This is a genomic window from Rodentibacter mrazii, assembly GCF_001998825.1.
Taxonomy (GTDB): Bacteria; Pseudomonadota; Gammaproteobacteria; order Enterobacterales; family Pasteurellaceae; genus Rodentibacter; species Rodentibacter mrazii.
Genome location: NZ_MLHG01000006.1, coordinates 1 through 16932, shown reverse-complemented (window position 1 = coordinate 16932; position 16932 = coordinate 1). Strand labels below are relative to the sequence as shown.

Genomic DNA, 16932 nt, shown 5'->3' with positions numbered 1-16932 from the left:
TATAAGGACCTAGTGCTTCACATGCCCCTTGAGGGGCATGTGAAAAGACTGACAACCGTACAATAACTCTATACTTTACCCCTATAAAGGGGTCTACATATTCTTTCTTTGATAAATTATCCTGAATCATATCTTCTTTTTCTTGATTCCTTATATATTCTTCGACCACTTTTGTGTTTAACCCTACCGTACTTACATAGTACCCCTGCGCCCCAAAGTGTCTATTTCCATATTGATATTTCAGATTCGCCTGCCTTTCAAATATCATCAGCGAAAATTTACCTTTCAGGTATCCCATAAAACTTGATACGGCCAATTTCGGGAGAATCTTCAAAAGCATACGAATATGAGCTTTCATTGCATGAGCTTCTAGAATTTCGATTTCTTTATAACTACACAACTGCCTTAATATTCCTCCGATATCTACTCGCAATTTTCCATAAATTGGCTTTCTTCGATACTTCGGATAAAGACTATATGATACTTACAGTTCCATCTTGTGTGTGATAGACTTGAATCATCATTAGATTTACTTGCCATAACTAATCCTCCTATGTGTTGAATTTGGGTTGTCAGCCTTATTCATTATAGGAGGATTTTTTTGTTCACCTCTTAAGCTTTTTGATTCCATACTCATAGCGTATGGTTTTTATAGGCAAACATAGCTTGCCTATACCGATTTTATTATTAAAACCGGTCTTTAGTTTTTAGGAAGCTAAGAGGAAGTTAGATTACCAAAAGTAACCTGCACTTAATGTTCCCCCTACTTCACCTTGTGTATTCGCAGTAAAGGCTGCTTTCACACCGTATTTACCACTATCAGTAATACGAGAATAACCTACTGCCACCGCACTTTGGTTTTGGTATTGACCAACACCTGCAGTCACTGCTGATTGACCTCCACGATATGCTTGCATTAAGCCAGCAACTGCCAATCCTGAAGCGTGACCTGCTTTACGACGTTTATCCACCTTATTAAGTTGTGAATTAATACTATTCACTGCACCTTTAAGTTGGCTTACATTTACCGCATCGCTATCTTTCACACCTGGGGCTACCCTGCATTAATACTATCCGTTGTCATACTTGGACCATTGTTAATGGTGATACTATTCGGTATTGACTACCCAACCAACACTGTTAATGGCATCAGCTACATTTTGAACTGTTGCCACTTTGCTACCTTCGCCAGCTGCAACACTCACTTTACCTGCAGGGATAACATTACCGGCTGCATCTGTAGTATCAACATTAGATGCGATAATAACATTACCTGTATTCGCTGCAATATTACCTGAAACATCAATCTTAATTGTTGTACCATCGGTTTTGCGGTTACAGTGATACTTGAGCCATTTGCCGTTGTGCTAATGCCATTTCCACCATTTACGTCAAATTGCAAACCACCTTCTTTATTTAAGGCTTGCGCACTAGTCGTTGTTCCATTATCACCGCCTAATGCAATGGTGTTGTTTGCCAAATTATTAATATTGTTGGTGATATTTGATGTTGCCTCTTTTAATTGGTTAACATTCACCGCATCGTTATCTGCTACACCTTTCGATACATTGCCAATCACTTTATTACCGGCATTCAATCCACCTTTTGTAATGCTTGGACCATTTTGGATTGTAAGCCCATCATTATTAATGGTTGTATCACCAACATTAACGGTCATTGCATTCACAGCGGTAAAAGTCACGTTATCTTTTGTTACATAAGTAACCTTACCGTCAGCCTCTTGCTTGATTTGTAAGTTTTTACTGGCAATCATTTCAACTGTATCACCAGGCTTGATTTTTCCTCAGCAATACCGTTTTTTTCACCATCAGTTGTTGCTGAGTATTTTAAAGTAAAGCCAGCAGACAATTTATTTGCAACCATATATAACTGGCTACCATTAATCGCATCACTAGAATTTTTGTTAATACGTCCCGCAGCAACATTAGTAACAGTACATGTCTGTTCATACTCCTCATTACCAACAGAAACCATACTAAATGGAGTATCTCCTGCAAAATCACCATATGTAATGCCATTAACTTCGGCTAATTTTGTACCAATCACTTCACCGGTTGCCGCCTCACCCCCTAATGCAACACTAAAATCATGAGAGGCTTGTGCTGAAGCACCTATTGCTATAGCAGTTATCTTCGAGGCATTTGCCCCACTACCGAAAGCTAATGCATACTCGCCAGTTGAAACAGCGCTATCCCCTATTTCTATTGAGATTACATTTGATGAAACAGCATTTTGACCCAGTGCTATTGACGATTGATTGGATGCCAGGCTATTAGACCCCATTGCATACGAATAACCACCAGTTGCTTGAGAGTTATAACCTATTACTATTGATAATCTAGATGATGAAGCATTTGCAAGGTTACCAAGAGCAATACTTTGTGAAGTAGCAGTCGCATTAGTAACAATTGCAATAGAATTGAGCGATAATGCCCCGACTGCCTCACTAACCTTACCTAAGTTGGTTGTCGCATCACCTGTGCCAGCATTTGTGCCATTATTGACGTGGAAATAGGCTTGTGGTTCTTCTGCATTATTAGTAATTTGAGTTTTAATAGCATTAATTGCATCGTGGATATTATTTTGCGTAGTATTACCAACATTACTCATAATAATAGTACCATTTGTTAACAACGTCGCATCACCACCAAAAATAGTTTTAAGTGAATTAGCTAAATTACCTAATACTAAATTTGTTATATAAAGTTGTTAACCATTAATGGCATCAGTAGAGGTATCTAATTACGACCTGTGTCTACATTAACAATTTGGCGTTCATTACCACTCAAACCCACACTTACCGTCGAAGTTGGGGTGATACCGGCGAACGTTCCATAGGTTAATCCATTTAGGTTTACTGATGACACTCGATTTGCCGCAGTTGAAAGAGAATTGCTTCCAAGTGCAACAGAATTTACATGGGTCGCATTGGCATCATGTCCTAATGAAATAGAACTTACTCCCCGTACTTTTGCAAAAGCCTCACAGCCGTAGCATAGTTGTTCATACTTTGAGAACCATGACCTAATGCTGTTGAGCTTACACCTGTAGAATTAGTGGATGGACCTACAACACTCGCATTCCCGGATGCATTTGAACGATCATCAATTGAAATTGCTTGGGTGTCATTCGCATTAGCAAGTTGCCCCATCACGATCGCATTATTTTGTAGTGCTTTTGCTTTATCACCAATTGCGATTGTTTGAGTATTAGTCGCATTACTCTCACGACCTATCGCAACAGCGACAGTTCCATTAGCAACAGATTGAAATCCCATTGCGATCATTCTATTTCCTGCCAAAACTCTGCCACCGTATGAAATGACCCAAACACTAAAACAAGGTCATTTTTAACCGCACTTTTTAATGCAACCTGTACGCCATTCATCACTGAATTTAGTGATTTTACTTTAGCATTAGGGAAAAACGCTGTGAGTTTCAGACGCAATTCTTCCCCCGTTTGCCCTCGATAGCCGTCTAAAGTCACACAATGCCATTCATCTACAAGAGGAACAAGATGTGCAAAAACCCCTTGAGCATCTTTATCTTTTAGTATTCCGCACACGGCGATCAATTTTCCTTGATTTTGAGCTTTAAGTGCGGTCAATTTTTCACTTAAATATGTCGCAGCATGGGGATTATGCCCCACATCAACGATCACCGTTGGTAGATCATCCAGTTTTTGATCAAAAAGACTTGCCAACTTTTCACGCTTATCCCCTTGGATGGTCTGGAAACGCCCGACTAATTCTACGTTTTGTAATGCGTGGCGGAGAGTGCTCTCTTGAATCTCAAAAGGTAGTTGTTCAACCACTGCTAACACAGTGGCAGCATTCATTAATGGAATTTGGCAAAACGGTAAGTTTTCTAACCGCACTTTTCGGCTTTGCCATTGCCAATTTTTTGCATTAACTTGAAATGACCAATCCACATCACGGCGTGATACCTGACAGCCTAAACGAGCGGCTTGCTCCAGCATCGTATTGGGTACATTTGGCTCTCCAACCACAACCGGACAGTTTTGACGAAAAATACCGGCTTTTTCGAAGGCGATAGCTTCCCTTGTATCCCCCAGAAAATCCGTATGATCTATATCAATACTAGTAATCACTGCCAAGTTACTATCTACTATATTGGTGGCATCTAGACGTCCACCTAAACCCACTTCTAAAATCACGACATCAAGATGATGTTGTTTAAACAAATGTAGGGCAGAAAGAGTACTGAACTCAAAATAAGTTAAAGATTCTGTTTTATTTTCTTCAATAAAGGCAAAGGATGCTGTATGGGCTTCATCTGGTAAATCCTGATTTTGAATACGTACACGTTCGTTATAACGTAATAAATGGGGAGAGGAATATACGCCTACGCGCAAACCATGTCGGAGCAAAATCGTTTCTAATAAACGGCAAGTTGTTCCTTTGCCATTCGTTCCCCCAACGGTGATCACATAAGGTGCAGGGTGTAATATATCCATCTTTTCTGCAACAGATTTAATTCGTTCTAAGCCAAGATCGATGGCTTTAAAATGGCTATTTTCTAAATAAGAAAGCCACTCAGCGAGTGGCGAAGTGGCTTTTAAATTCATATTATTTTTCTTCATGATGTTCTTCATTTACTTCAATGTCATCTTCAATTAACTCAGGTTCGCTAAAGGGTGAAGGCTGATGGGTTAATTTACTTAATACACTTGCCAAGGTATGGCGCATATCACCACGTTTGACAATCATATCAATCGCCCCTTTTTCTAATAGAAACTCACTACGCTGGAAACCTTCCGGTAATTTTTCACGAACAGTTTGTTCAATCACTCGTGGACCGGCAAAACCGATTAAGGCTTTCGGTTCGGCAATATTTAAATCACCTAACATAGCAAAACTCGCCGATACGCCACCTAAAGTCGGATCGGTTAAAACTGAAATAAAAGGCACACCTTTTTCACGCATTTTGGCAAGCACTGCACTGGTTTTTGCCATTTGCATTAATGAAAATAATGCCTCTTGCATACGCGCCCCACCACTGGCAGAAAAACACACAAACGGACAATTCAATTCAATGGCTTTTTCAGCCGCTTTTACAAATTTTGCGCCTACAACAGATCCCATTGAGCCGCCCATAAAAGCAAAGTTAGAAGCTGCCACCACAATCGGCATATTATAAAGTGTGCCTGTCATAGTAATGAGTGCATCTTTTTCACCAGTTTCTTTTTGTGCCGCCGTAATACGATCTTTATATTTCTTTAAATCTTTGAATTTTAAAATATCTTTTGGCTCTAAATCAGCCGCTATTTCTTGGCTTGAGTTCTCATCTAATAAACGAACAAGACGTTCACGCGCATCAATACGCATATGATGATCACACTTAGGGCATACATAAAGGTTACGTTTTAATTCTTCACTATAAAGTACCTGTTCGCACGAGGTACATTTTGTCCAAACCCCTTCCGGCACATTAGATTTGCGTGTTGAAGAAGAAGGGCTTTTACTAAAAATTCGGTCAATCCAGCTCATTATTTTTACCTATTTATCCACTAGAAAATTCAGCGTATTAAACCATAATTCGGCGAGCCTTGCTAGTCAGACAAGCTCATCAAACTAAATCAGCTTATCTTCAAGGAAAAGCGGCCCCAATTTATTCTGAGGAATGGCAAATTTTTCAGGATAAATTACATTCACTAAATAAAGCCCGTCCGGTTTTGCCGTAGGAGCAGCAAGTTTTCTATCTCGCTGTTCAAGCAGCCAGTTAAGCCATTCAACTGGCTGATTCCCTGCACCCACTTCAATTAAACTCCCAACGATGTTTCTCACCATATGATGAACAAAAGCATTAGCTTGAATATCGACAATAATATATTCGCCTTTTTGAGCAACATTCAGATGATGGATATTTCGCCACGGTGTATTTGATTGGCATTGCGCGGCTCGGAAAGAAGAAAAATCATGCTCGCCCAATAAAAATTGCCCTGCCTGATGCATTTTTTCCGCATCTAATTCCAAATGGCAATGGGTAATGCCGGCTGGTAAAATGGCGGATCGTAATTTATTACAATATAGAAGGTAGCGATAACGACGTGCAGTAGCAGAAAAACGGGCATGAAATTCATCATCCACGACTTTTGCCCATTTCACCGCTATATCATCAGGCAGATTTGCATTTGTACCAAACGCCCAAGCCTTTTCAGGACGGACTGCATCCGTTTCAAAATGCACAACCTGTCCTGTACCATGCACACCGGAATCCGTTCTTCCCGCACAAAATACGTCAATTTTTTCGTTTGCAACAAAAGACAGGGCTTTTTCTAACTCTTCCTGTACTGTTCTCAATTTTTCTTGTCGTTGCCAACCGAAATAATGTTGTCCGTTGTATTCAATTCCTAAGGCAATTTTCATTTTCACCTCGCTTTCCATAAAAAAACACCAAAGAAGATTCTTTGGTGTTTTTCATCAAAATCAAAAATTATACACGTTTGAAGTCAATGTGAACCAATTTTGGTTTGAACGGGTGACGTTGCATTGCTTGCACTTTTACAGCCACTTCTTTGCCATCAATTACAAGTGTAATTACATCAGAGTAGAAAGAATCGTGAACTTGTGCGTTGTTTAATTCATCATGATTTAAGATGATTGAAACCGGTGCTTCGCTGCCACCATAAACGATTGCAGGAATTTGACCGTTGTGACGCAGGCGGCGGCTCGCACCCTTACCTTGCGCTGTACGAACTTCAGCGTTAAATTTAAATGCCATTTTAGTATTCTCTTTAAGTAAGATTAAAAAAATAAAAAATTGCAGGCGACCCAGCAATTTTCCTAAATTGACTCAAAGTCTTGGCTTTGAGGGTGCCGATTATAAAAGATCCAATCTATCAAGGCAAACTTTTTCTAGGATATTCAGTCAGAAAAGATTAGAATACTTCCCTATTTTTTATCCATTAAGAGAATTGAAATAGCAGGCACAAATGGAATTTCTTATTCATTTTTTCACTGACTACGGCTATTGGGCTGTATTTTTTGTCTTGATCATCTGTGGCTTTGGTGTACCCATCCCTGAAGATATTACTCTTGTTTCAGGAGGCGTGATTGCCGGACTTTATCCCGAAAGCGTTAATTCCCATCTCATGTTATTCGTTAGTATGGTCGGCGTACTCGCAGGCGATTCTTGTATGTACTGGCTCGGTCGCATTTACGGTACAAAAATTTTACGTTTTCGCCCAATGCGTAAGATCATTACCTTACAACGTCTAAAAATGGTCCGTGAAAAATTTGCTCGATACGGCAACCGTGTATTGTTTGTCGCCCGTTTTTTACCCGGACTACGAGCACCGATTTATATGGTTTCAGGCATTACACGACGTGTAAGTTATACCCGCTTTCTCTTAATTGATTTTTGTGCTGCCGTTATTTCCGTACCGATTTGGGTTTATCTTGGCGAATTTGGCGCGAGAAATTTAGATTGGTTGCATGAGCAAATTCAGAAAGGTCAAATAGTTATTTACATATTGGTTGCTGCTCTTGCCCTATTCTTATTTTGGAAGTGGAAAAAATCGAAAAAACAAAAAAATTAATTTTATAAAAGAGCGGTCAAAAACAGTAAGATTTTTCGATATTATCTAGCAAATGCACAAAAACAGAAATTTCAACGACATGTAGGGACACACTGCGTGTGTCCGTTATAAAATCATTTCAATAGGTTAAAATTCGGACACACGCAGTGTGTCCCTACAAGCTAACCAAAAAATAGGTTTGTGCGATTGTACATAAATACCGAGATTTTTGACCGCACTTTTCTTTTAAGGACGAGCCGCCAAATAACGTTCTACCGTATCCACAATCGCTTGGGTTTGCGGATCAATTTCAATATTGACCACATCCCCCATTTTACGTTGCCCCATCAAGGTTCTTTGTAATGTTTCAGGGATTAAATTCACACAAAATTGATTGTCTTTCACTTCACCAATGGTCAAACTAATGCCATCTACCGCAACAAAACCTTTGGTTAAAATATATTTCATAACTTCCATATTCGGCAATTCAAACCAAATTTGGCGATTGTTTTCTGTTGCGATGATGTCTGAAATCACCGCAGTACAGTACACATGACCGGATAAAATATGCCCGCCAATCTCATCGCCCATTTGCATGGCGCGTTCAATATTAACGAAATCACCTGCCTTTAATTCGCCTAGATTAGTAATTCGTAAGGTTTCCTGCATTAAATCGAAACTGACTAAATCATCATGAATTTGAGTCACAGTCAAACACACCCCATTATTCGCGACAGACGCACCAATTTCTAACCCTTTGCGCATTTCAGGTGGTAATTTTACGACCTGTGTTCTAAAATGTGTCTTTTCTGTAACTGAATGAATCGGGGCTATGCCCTGTACAATTCCTGTAAACATAAATTTCCCTCAATCAAATTTTTGCGTAGTATATCAAATTTATGAATTTTCGTCTTTTATCCGAGTATCACGTTGATATTAAAAAACTAATTAAAATTGCTATCCCTATTTTGCTGGCACAAGTCGCTCAAAATTCAATGGGGCTTGTAGATACCATTATGGCAGGGCGGGTAAGCTCTACGGATATGGCTGCCATTTCTGTCGGTGCTTCTATTTGGCTACCGTTAGTTCTCTTCGGGCATGGCTTATTACTTGCCTTACCCCCAACCATTTCCTATTTAAATGGTTCCGGACAACGCCATCGCATCGCACATCAAGTTCGACAAGGTATTTGGATTGCCCTTTCAAGCAGTATTCCTCTTGGATTATTTATTTATCACAGCGATTTTGTCTTGCAATTTATGCAAATGGAATCGCATATGGCACAAATTGCCCGAGATTATTTACACGCGATGCTTTGGGGATTACCGGCTTATTTATTGCTCGTCAATTTCCGTTGCTTAAATGATGGTATTGCAAAAACCAAGCCAGCAATGGTGATTACCTTTCTCGGGCTAATGCTTAACATTCCCCTCAACTATATTTTTATTTACGGTAAACTCGGCATTCCGGCGCTTGGGGCGGTGGGTTGTGGTGTGGCAACTGCAATCGTGAACTGGTCGATGTGTTTAATGATGATTACTTATTCTTACTTTAATCGTCAAGAGCGTCAATTAAAAGTATTCACTCAACTTATTGAAAAACCCAATGTAGCAACATTAAAAAAACTCTTACAACTTGGTTTACCCATTGCTATCGCACTTTGCTGCGAAGTGGCGCTTTTTGCTCTTACTGCGTTATTGCTTTCCCCACTTGGTGCAACCATTGTGGCAAGCCATCAAATTGCCTTAAATACCAGTTCCTTTATTTTTATGTTTCCGATGTCAATCGGTATGGCAACCACAATCCTTGTAGGGCAAGCATTAGGCTCAGGTTCGCCTGAAAAAGCCAAAAATATCACCTATGCAGCCCTAATACTCGGCTTAACAATCACTGCCATCACCGCATTTGTCACAATCTTTTTCCGCTATGAAATTGCCTCCATTTTTGTGACAGATGAAATCGTCATTAGTATGGCAACCGGTTTACTCTTACTTGCCGCTATTTACCAATTTTCCGATACCATTCAAGTGGTTGTGAGTGGCGTGTTACGCGGTTACAAAGATACTAAAGTGATCCTATATATCACTCTTTTTGCTTATTGGGTAATCGGCGTGCCATTAGGTTATACGCTGGCAAGAACTGATTTACTGATGCCAAACATTGGTGCACGAGGTTTCTGGATTGCTTTTGTGGTCGCACTGACCTTTGCTGCTATTTTATTATTTTATCGAATGAGAAAAATACAAAGTTTGAATGATGATGTGTTGATGGCTCGATTAGAAAAACTGAAATAACGCTCTACCTTTCGAATTCAAAAAATAGTGCGGTCAAATTTTTCTGTGTTTTTAAAATCTTGAGAAAATAACCGCACTTTATTCTGAATTAACCTTCTAATTTTTTATCTTTCGTTTCATGAATAAACCATAGCCCAATTAAACTTAATACTGCGTTAAACGCTAAATAAATCCCTACGCCTTTTAAGCCATAATTGGCATTCAATGGTAACGCGATAATTGAAGCTACACTTGCACCAAATAAACCTGCAACATTATAAGTGAGCGAAGCGCCTGAATAGCGAGCGTGAGTTGGGAATAATTCAGGTAAAAAACTGGCAAGCGGTCCATATCCCATGCCAATTAACCCCATGCCGATAACTAAAAACCAAAATAGACTGGTCGTTGTGCCATTTTCAAGGAAAAAGGGCAATGTGATACCGAAAATTGCGACCCCTACTGTCGTCCAGATCAACCAAACTCGGCGACCCACTTTGTCGATATATTTACCGGAGGCAGCAATCGTCACCGCCAAAGAGATTGCACTTGTCATCAATAACGCGGTAAACACTTGAGGGGAAAAGCCCAACCCCATAACATAGCCAGCCTCTGACACGGTTGGTGCAGATTTGGCATAGATTTGACTAAAAGCGATCATGATATAAAACAACACATAACCTGCGATACAAATCAACATCCCCAAGAAAAACGGTTTAAAGTGGGTGGTGACCACTTCTAACATTGGCAAGCGTTTAGGCTGTGGCTTATTTAACGCTTCGAGGAAAATAGGTGCTTCGGTGAGTTTTAGTCGTACATACAACCCAATGACAACCAATAGAATGGAAGATAAAAATGGGATACGCCATGCCCAATCTAACATAGCCGCTTGACCGAAAATGCCCCCAATTAGTAAAAATACACCGTTCGCCAATAATAGACCTAACGGCGCACCAAGTTGTGGAAAAGTACCATACCAACCGCGTTTGCCCTCCGGCGCATTTTCAACGGCGACTAATGCGGCACCGCCCCATTCGCCACCTAAGCCGATCCCTTGCCCGACACGACATAAACAGAGCAAAATCGTTGCCCCAATGCCGATACAGTCATAAGTAGGCAACAGCCCGATAGCGACCGTAGAAATGCCCATCAACAACAAACTCATCACAAAAGTATTTTTTCTTCCTATTCGGTCACCAAAATGCCCAAACAAAACCGCACCAAGAGGACGAGCGATAAAGGTTAACGCCAGTGTAGAAAGGGCGGCAATCTGCCCGGAGAGGGGATCCGTTGCGTGAAAAAATTGATGGTTAAACACCAACACAGCTGCCATCGCGTAAATATAGTTGTCGAAATACTCAATCGCCGTTCCAATCATGGTTGCCATAGCGACTCGTTTAGGGCTATTTTGTTTCATTATTTTCCTCCAATATCTCTTTTTAATCCGCCATTTACCGACCGGCTTCCCTTAACGCTTTGGTCATCGCTTCAACATTTTCTGCCTGACTGATAGCTGAAATCATTGCCACACCGTCTGCGCCAAATTCCCGTAAAGTGCGGACGTGTTCTAACTTCACCCCCCCAATCGCAACAAGCGGTTTTGTTATGCCTGATTTTCGCAAATGTTGAATAAATGCCATACCGCGCGTTGGTTTTGGATTTTCCTTAGACTTTGTGGGAAAAATTGGCCCGATGCCAAAATAATCAATTTCCGCCATCGCCTCACCTATCTTGGCTTCCTCCAATAAATTCACCGACCAACCCACTATCATTGCTTTATTCGCTTTTGCCCGAATAACCTCTACCGCCATATCCGTTTGCCCAACATGGACACCATCTGCCTCAAGTTCAAAGGCTAAATCCACATTATCATTGACGATAAACGGCACGCGGTATTCACGGCACATATCCCGACAGGCAATGGCTAACGCTTTTTGTGCTGCCGGCGAATGTTCAAGGGAGAATTTGCCTTTATCCCGAAATTGAAAGCAGGTGATTCCCCCCTCTAATGCTTGTTTTAACACTGAAAGTAAATTTTGTGCGCCATTTTGCCCCAGATGCCGACAATCTTGCGTTCCTGCAACAAAGTAAAGCGGTAGAATTTCTCGAATTTTTTGCATTTCATTATTCCCCTTTAGTTGACAAAATCATGATAAGCCCAATGATTTGTCGGTCCGTGTCCATGACCGATATCGAGCGGGTGGCTAATCGCTGCCGTGATAAAATCTTTGGCAATTTCGACCGCACTTTGCAACGTTTTACCCTTTGCCAACTCAGCGGTTAAACAAGCGGAAAAGGTACAACCTGTACCGTGCGTATGCGGTGTGTGAAAACGTGGACGCGCCAACACAAAATCACGTCCATCATCAAGGAAAATCCAATCTTGGCATTGCTCGCTCTGCGAGTTAAGTGAATGTCCGCCTTTGATAATCACATTACGCACCCCTCGCATTTGCAGGGATTTTGCTGCCTTTTTAATACTCATTTCATCGTAAATCACCACGCCCGTTAAGGCTTCTGTTTCAGGAAGGTTAGGCGTGATCACATCAGCCAATGGAAGTAAATGATCAATAAGCGCCGAAACCGCCTGCGGTTGTAATAGCGGTGCGCCTCCTTTGGCGAACATGACAGGATCAAGCACTACATTGCCAAATGGGCGATCCTTAAGGCACTCCGCCACACATTCAATAATCTCTGCCGTCCCCAACATACCAATTTTCACACTTGCAATGTTGAAGTCGTTTTTGACCGCTTGCAGTTGTGAGCGAATCGTCTTCAGCGGAATCATGTGAATATCCAATACGCCCAGCGTATTTTGAGCGGTAACGGCAGTCAACACAGAAGTACCAAATACCCTTTGCATTTGGAAGGTTTTCAGGTCGGCTTGAATACCTGCGCCACCGCCACTGTCCGAGCCTGCGATCGTTAGCACTTGGGGAATGTTATTCATTGATACGCCCCTTTTGTACGATCATTTCCGGGCTAAGTGCCGCCAGTTCATCTAATAAACGTATTTGAAATTGCCCTACTTGAGTCGTCAGACCTTGAGCGGCAAGTTCACCTGCAACGGTATAAGCCACACAGGCTTCTAACGTTGCTGCAAAATGTTCGCCCTCATCTACCGCTAAAAACGCACCACAAACGGCACTGAGTAAACAACCCGATGCCGTCACCTTAGGAAACAAAGGTGTGCCGTTATGCACAGTTGCGGTTTGTACCCCATCGCTGATCACATCAACCGCTCCGCTAATCAATACGACACAGCCGTACTGTTTGGCGACACGTTGAGCAACGGTTTTCAAATCTACATCGCCTTGTCCGGCATCTACGCCTTTTGCTTGCCACGTTTCACCGGCAATCGTTGCCAATTCACCCGCATTCCCACGAATCAGTGCAAATTTTATTTCAGACAAAAGCTGACGAACGGTTTCTCGGCGGTAACTCGTTGCCCCCACACCCACAGGATCAAGCACTACGGGAATCCCTTTCGCATTCGCCGTTTTCCCCGCCAATAACATGGCTTTCTGCTCTTTGCCAATTAGCGTGCCGATGTTGATCACAAGAGCTTGGCTTAAATTGGGCATTTCAACCATTTCCTCCTCGCTCGCCGACATCATCGGTGAAGCGCCTAATGCCAATAATCCGTTGGCATTAAAATTCGCCGCAACAATGTTGGTAATATTATGAATAAGCGGGTTTTGCTCACGAATTTTTGTAAGATAAATAGATTTCATCATCATCTCCTTTTTTAGTGGTTAAGATAAGTCCAAGCCCATTTGCCAGAAATTGATTTCCATACGCGTTGCGGTGGTAAAAATGTGCTGAATATGGGCAAGTTGATTTGAGTTTAGTGGTTGACAAAGTGCGGTTAAAAAATCTGCCGTTTCTGTTGCAGATTGTTGAAACTCAGCACTGGCATAGGTTTCGATCCAAGACTGATAAGGATTATTCGCTAAGCGTGGATAATGCGTTGTGATATAGCGGGCAGCTTGGGCATACCCCACCGCACAAGGCGCAATAGCGGCATAAAGCTCGGCTAATCCCCCTGCCATTCCAACATCTAATAAATAGCGGGTGTAAGCCACACAAGCAGCACTTTCTTGTGTGTTTATCATCTCTTGTTCGCTTATTCCCCACTGGTTGCAATAATTGAGGTGTAATTGAATTTCTTGGCTAAGAATATCCAACGTTCTGCGTGGTACAGCCATTTCTGCAAAGTTTTTTGCCTTGAAAAGGCCCAACGCAAAAGCACGGCTATAATGGAAAAGATAGCGATAATCTTGTTTCAGATAGTGTTGGAAACAGCGTTTAGGTAATGTACCTTGAGCCATTTGCCGCACAAATTGATGCTCAATATAGCGTTGCCAATAAGGTTGCGCACCTTCAATCAGTTTCGTAATCATTTTGCCACCTTATTGCAGTTCTAGTGCATACGTTTTCAGCTCAGGCAAGGTTTTCACAAGCCCTTTTTGCTGTAAAAATTGCGCCATTTGTTGATAGCGATGACGATCTAACGCTCTTGGGCGTAGCGCTAAACGAGGTAAGGTGTCCTTCCAAGCCAAACGGTTAAGCTCATTATTTAATTCATTCGGTTTGTAATCGACAAAAGCTTGCCACGCTTCTTCTTGATGATTGATGAGATAGACTGTTGCTTGCTCAAGTGCGGTCAAAAATGCCGAATATTTTGCAAAATCTAATTTGTCTTTATTCGCCACTACAATAAGTTCATCATAAGCTGGTACGCCCGATTCTTCAGGGTAAAACGCTACCCCCTCTTGCTTTTCTAAACGCAGTTGATTTAATTCAAAATTACGAAAAGTCCCGATAACCGCATCGACCTGTCCCGTTAATAACGAGGGTGAAAGTGACCAATTCACATTCACCAACTCAATATCTTCCTTGGTAAGTTTCACGGAATGAAGCATCGTTTCTAATAACACATCTTCAAAACCACTCACCGAATACCCCACTTTCTTACCTTTCAAATCTGCTAAGGTTTTAATGCCACTTTTTTGTAACGTCACCACGCTATTCAGTGGCGTTGAAACCAATGTCGCAATTCTTATTAGGGGTAAACCCTCCGCAACTTGTTGATAAAGTTGGGGTTGATAGTCAATGGCTAAATCCGCTTGCCCTGCTGCCACTAATTTAGGGGGAAGGGAAGGATCGGCTGGTTCAATAATTTCTACCTCCAAGCCGTTTTGCGCAAAAAAGCCTTTTTGTTGCGCCACAATAATGGCTGCGTGATCAGGATTGACATACCAATCTAATAGCAATGTCAGCTTCTCTTTAGCTAGCGCAGAAAAACTACTTGTTAATCCAATAATCACACTTAAATAACGAACTATTTTTTTCATTTGTGTCCCCTTTTATGATGAATGAATAGCGTTTCCCCAAGGAATAAATCGGCGTAATAGCCAATCAATACCAAAATACAAACAGAGGGAGATGCCGACTAGAATCAGTAATGCCGCGAACATTAAATCGACCTGCATTCGCGCATTAGCATGAATCATTAAATAACCTAAGCCTTGCGAAGAACCAATCCACTCTCCAACAACTGCTCCAATAGGAGCAACAGAAACGGCGATGCGAAGCCCTGAGGCAAAAGCGGGTAATGCGGCAGGTAGCCGAACTTTAAGTAACAAGCGCAAGAGAGAAGGTTGGAAGGTATTAGCTAAATCCAGCCAAGTTTGTGGTGTATTGCGCAAACCATCGTAGCAGGCGGCGGTAACAGGAAAGTAAATAATCAATGTGGACATCACAATTTTCGATGCCATTCCATAGCCAAACCACAATACCAGTAATGGTGCAATGGCAAATACCGGAATGGCTTGTGAAATAACCAAAATCGGTAATAGTAAGGTAGAAATTTTTTTTGAAAACGACAGCAATAATGCCGAGCTTAAACCGCACAAAAAGCCAAAAAATAAACCCACTCCAATTTCAAGTAGAGTTGTTTTTGTGTGTTGCCATAACAAATTGAAATGAGAAATCAACTGTAATCCAACCGATTGGGGTGATGGTAAAATGTAATGCGGAAAATTGCCAATCACCACAACCAGTTGCCATATCAATAACATTGCAACCCCAATCATCACGGGTTTTAAGACGCTTTTCATCTCTCCCCCATGTTCGCTGATAATTCCAGCAATAATTGTTGTTGCAATCCCCATAGCTCCCCTTGTTCGAATTCACGCGGCGCTTTACCTGTGGGGATGATGGTGTCAGAGAATATTGCAGGCTGATTCACTTGCAAAGAACGTAAGACAAAAATACGCTGACTTAATCGTAGGGCTTCTTGTGGATCGTGAGTAACCAATAAAACGGATTTTTCCTGCAGCAATTCGTACGCCAAATTTTGTATTTGATGGCGACTAATCGCATCTAAGGCGGAAAAGGGTTCATCAAGTAAAACCAGATCTGCGTTTTGCATTAAGATACGGGCAAGTGCCACACGTTGTCGCTGTCCGCCTGATAATTGCGAGCAAGCCTTATGCAAATGAGAAAACATTCCTACTTTATCTAACAGCAATTTGGCTTGTTCGGTCGTTTTGGCAGATTTTTGCCCGTATAAGACTGCGTGTAACTGCACGTTATCGACTATCGACAACCACGGATAAAGCGTATCTTTTTGCGGCAACCATGCTATACGTACATTAGGCTCAACATTGATTTGTCCTTGCACCGAACCTTGAGTATCAATGCCTGCGATCAGACGTAACAAAGTCGATTTACCGACGCCTGATGAACCTAATAGACTTACCCACTCTTTTTGAAAAAGGGATAAATTAAGCCGCTCAAATAAGGGTTGACCACCAAAATTAAGACTTAAATTCTGGATATGTACCATCGCCCACCTCTCAAAATTAACAAGAGATTTGAATAGGCGAGAATGAAAAATTAAGAATGAAATGAGAAATGAAAGGATATTTTGGCATATTAGTTTCCTACGTCAGTGCTAACTGTTTCAGGTTCACGGGTATCATCTCAGCCACATGTGGCACCCCGACTAAAGTGGCTAAGAGTCTATACCGCCGCTGAAGAAAAAACAAGCAAAAGTACGGTTATTTTTCTCTAAATTTTTATTTTTAACTAAAAA

20 protein-coding genes, 1 pseudogene and 1 riboswitch are annotated in these 16932 nt (G+C 41.4%); of the genes and pseudogenes, 2 read left to right on the top strand and 19 right to left on the bottom strand.

What is annotated here, in order from left to right; translation table 11 throughout:
- Positions 1-79: 79 nt before the first annotated feature.
- From tnpA to rplY, 10 genes and pseudogenes are all read right to left on the bottom strand, one after another.
- A pseudogene (tnpA, locus tag BKK47_RS00595) lies at positions 80-540 on the bottom strand (IS200/IS605 family transposase); the annotation flags it as partial.
- A gap of 191 nt (positions 541-731) precedes the next feature.
- Complete coding sequence (locus BKK47_RS00590) at positions 732-1046, bottom strand: YadA-like family protein (protein ID WP_077493013.1); 315 nt, start codon at positions 1044-1046, stop codon at positions 732-734.
- A gap of 155 nt (positions 1047-1201) precedes the next feature.
- Positions 1202-1774, bottom strand: a complete 573-nt coding sequence (locus BKK47_RS12765) for a hypothetical protein (RefSeq protein WP_077493012.1) — start codon at positions 1772-1774, stop codon at positions 1202-1204.
- Positions 1771-2631, bottom strand: coding sequence for a hypothetical protein (locus BKK47_RS12760; RefSeq protein WP_077493011.1), 861 nt, complete (start codon positions 2629-2631; stop codon positions 1771-1773). Before BKK47_RS12760 ends, BKK47_RS12765 begins: the two co-directional genes overlap by 4 nt.
- Before the next feature lie 128 nt (positions 2632-2759).
- Positions 2760-2888 carry a hypothetical protein gene (locus BKK47_RS12755; RefSeq protein ID WP_279626152.1) on the bottom strand — a complete coding sequence of 43 codons (129 nt, stop codon included), beginning with the start codon at positions 2886-2888 and terminating at the stop codon, positions 2760-2762.
- A gap of 89 nt (positions 2889-2977) precedes the next feature.
- Positions 2978-3322, bottom strand: a complete 345-nt coding sequence (locus tag BKK47_RS00570; protein ID WP_143529556.1) for a hypothetical protein — start codon at positions 3320-3322, stop codon at positions 2978-2980.
- Positions 3304-4608 (bottom strand): bifunctional tetrahydrofolate synthase/dihydrofolate synthase, encoded by a 1305-nt coding sequence (gene folC, locus BKK47_RS00565; protein ID WP_077493039.1) that lies wholly within the window; start codon positions 4606-4608, stop codon positions 3304-3306. Before folC ends, BKK47_RS00570 begins: the two co-directional genes overlap by 19 nt.
- Before the next feature lies 1 nt (position 4609).
- Positions 4610-5530: an acetyl-CoA carboxylase, carboxyltransferase subunit beta gene (gene accD, locus BKK47_RS00560; protein WP_077493009.1), complete on the bottom strand. Its 921-nt coding sequence runs from the start codon at positions 5528-5530 to the stop codon at positions 4610-4612.
- 84 nt (positions 5531-5614) lie between these two features.
- The gene (gene truA, locus BKK47_RS00555) at positions 5615-6409 is read right to left on the bottom strand and encodes a tRNA pseudouridine(38-40) synthase TruA (RefSeq protein WP_077493038.1); all 795 of its coding nucleotides are present in this window, start codon (positions 6407-6409) and stop codon (positions 5615-5617) included.
- A 67-nt stretch (positions 6410-6476) separates the two neighbouring features.
- The gene (gene rplY, locus BKK47_RS00550; protein WP_077493008.1) at positions 6477-6764 is read right to left on the bottom strand and encodes a 50S ribosomal protein L25; all 288 of its coding nucleotides are present in this window, start codon (positions 6762-6764) and stop codon (positions 6477-6479) included.
- 211 nt (positions 6765-6975) lie between these two features.
- Here rplY and BKK47_RS00545 point away from each other — a divergent pair, with 211 nt between their 5' ends.
- Positions 6976-7581, top strand: a complete 606-nt coding sequence (locus BKK47_RS00545; protein ID WP_077493007.1) for a DedA family protein — start codon at positions 6976-6978, stop codon at positions 7579-7581.
- Between the two features lie 225 nt (positions 7582-7806).
- On the opposite strand, the gene BKK47_RS00540 is transcribed toward BKK47_RS00545, so the two are convergent.
- Positions 7807-8418 carry a riboflavin synthase subunit alpha gene (locus tag BKK47_RS00540; RefSeq protein ID WP_077493006.1) on the bottom strand — a complete coding sequence of 204 codons (612 nt, stop codon included), beginning with the start codon at positions 8416-8418 and terminating at the stop codon, positions 7807-7809.
- Between the two features lie 41 nt (positions 8419-8459).
- Here BKK47_RS00540 and BKK47_RS00535 point away from each other — a divergent pair, with 41 nt between their 5' ends.
- Positions 8460-9854, top strand: a complete 1395-nt coding sequence (locus BKK47_RS00535; RefSeq protein ID WP_077493005.1) for an MATE family efflux transporter — start codon at positions 8460-8462, stop codon at positions 9852-9854.
- A gap of 88 nt (positions 9855-9942) precedes the next feature.
- On the opposite strand, the gene BKK47_RS00530 is transcribed toward BKK47_RS00535, so the two are convergent.
- From BKK47_RS00530 to BKK47_RS00495, 8 genes are read right to left on the bottom strand one after another with little or no spacing between them, the layout of a single operon-like run.
- Positions 9943-11250, bottom strand: coding sequence for an MFS transporter (locus BKK47_RS00530; protein ID WP_143529554.1), 1308 nt, complete (start codon positions 11248-11250; stop codon positions 9943-9945).
- Positions 11251-11281: 31 nt separating this feature from the next.
- Positions 11282-11950, bottom strand: a complete 669-nt coding sequence (thiE, locus tag BKK47_RS00525; protein ID WP_077493003.1) for a thiamine phosphate synthase — start codon at positions 11948-11950, stop codon at positions 11282-11284.
- Between the two features lie 14 nt (positions 11951-11964).
- Positions 11965-12780, bottom strand: a complete 816-nt coding sequence (gene thiD / locus BKK47_RS00520; RefSeq protein ID WP_077493002.1) for a bifunctional hydroxymethylpyrimidine kinase/phosphomethylpyrimidine kinase — start codon at positions 12778-12780, stop codon at positions 11965-11967.
- Positions 12773-13564, bottom strand: a complete 792-nt coding sequence (thiM, locus tag BKK47_RS00515; protein ID WP_077493001.1) for a hydroxyethylthiazole kinase — start codon at positions 13562-13564, stop codon at positions 12773-12775. The genes thiD and thiM overlap by 8 nt, the downstream gene beginning before the upstream one ends.
- A 21-nt stretch (positions 13565-13585) precedes the next feature.
- The gene (tenA, locus tag BKK47_RS00510; RefSeq protein ID WP_077493000.1) at positions 13586-14233 is read right to left on the bottom strand and encodes a thiaminase II; all 648 of its coding nucleotides are present in this window, start codon (positions 14231-14233) and stop codon (positions 13586-13588) included.
- 9 nt (positions 14234-14242) lie between these two features.
- Positions 14243-15187, bottom strand: coding sequence for an ABC transporter substrate-binding protein (locus BKK47_RS00505; RefSeq protein ID WP_077492999.1), 945 nt, complete (start codon positions 15185-15187; stop codon positions 14243-14245).
- A 12-nt stretch (positions 15188-15199) separates the two neighbouring features.
- On the bottom strand, positions 15200-15952 hold the full coding sequence (locus BKK47_RS00500; RefSeq protein WP_077492998.1) for an ABC transporter permease: 753 nt from the start codon (positions 15950-15952) through the stop codon (positions 15200-15202).
- Positions 15949-16683: an ABC transporter ATP-binding protein gene (locus BKK47_RS00495; RefSeq protein ID WP_077492997.1), complete on the bottom strand. Its 735-nt coding sequence runs from the start codon at positions 16681-16683 to the stop codon at positions 15949-15951. Before BKK47_RS00495 ends, BKK47_RS00500 begins: the two co-directional genes overlap by 4 nt.
- A 77-nt stretch (positions 16684-16760) precedes the next feature.
- Positions 16761-16851, bottom strand: a riboswitch (TPP riboswitch).
- Positions 16852-16932 lie beyond the last annotated feature (81 nt).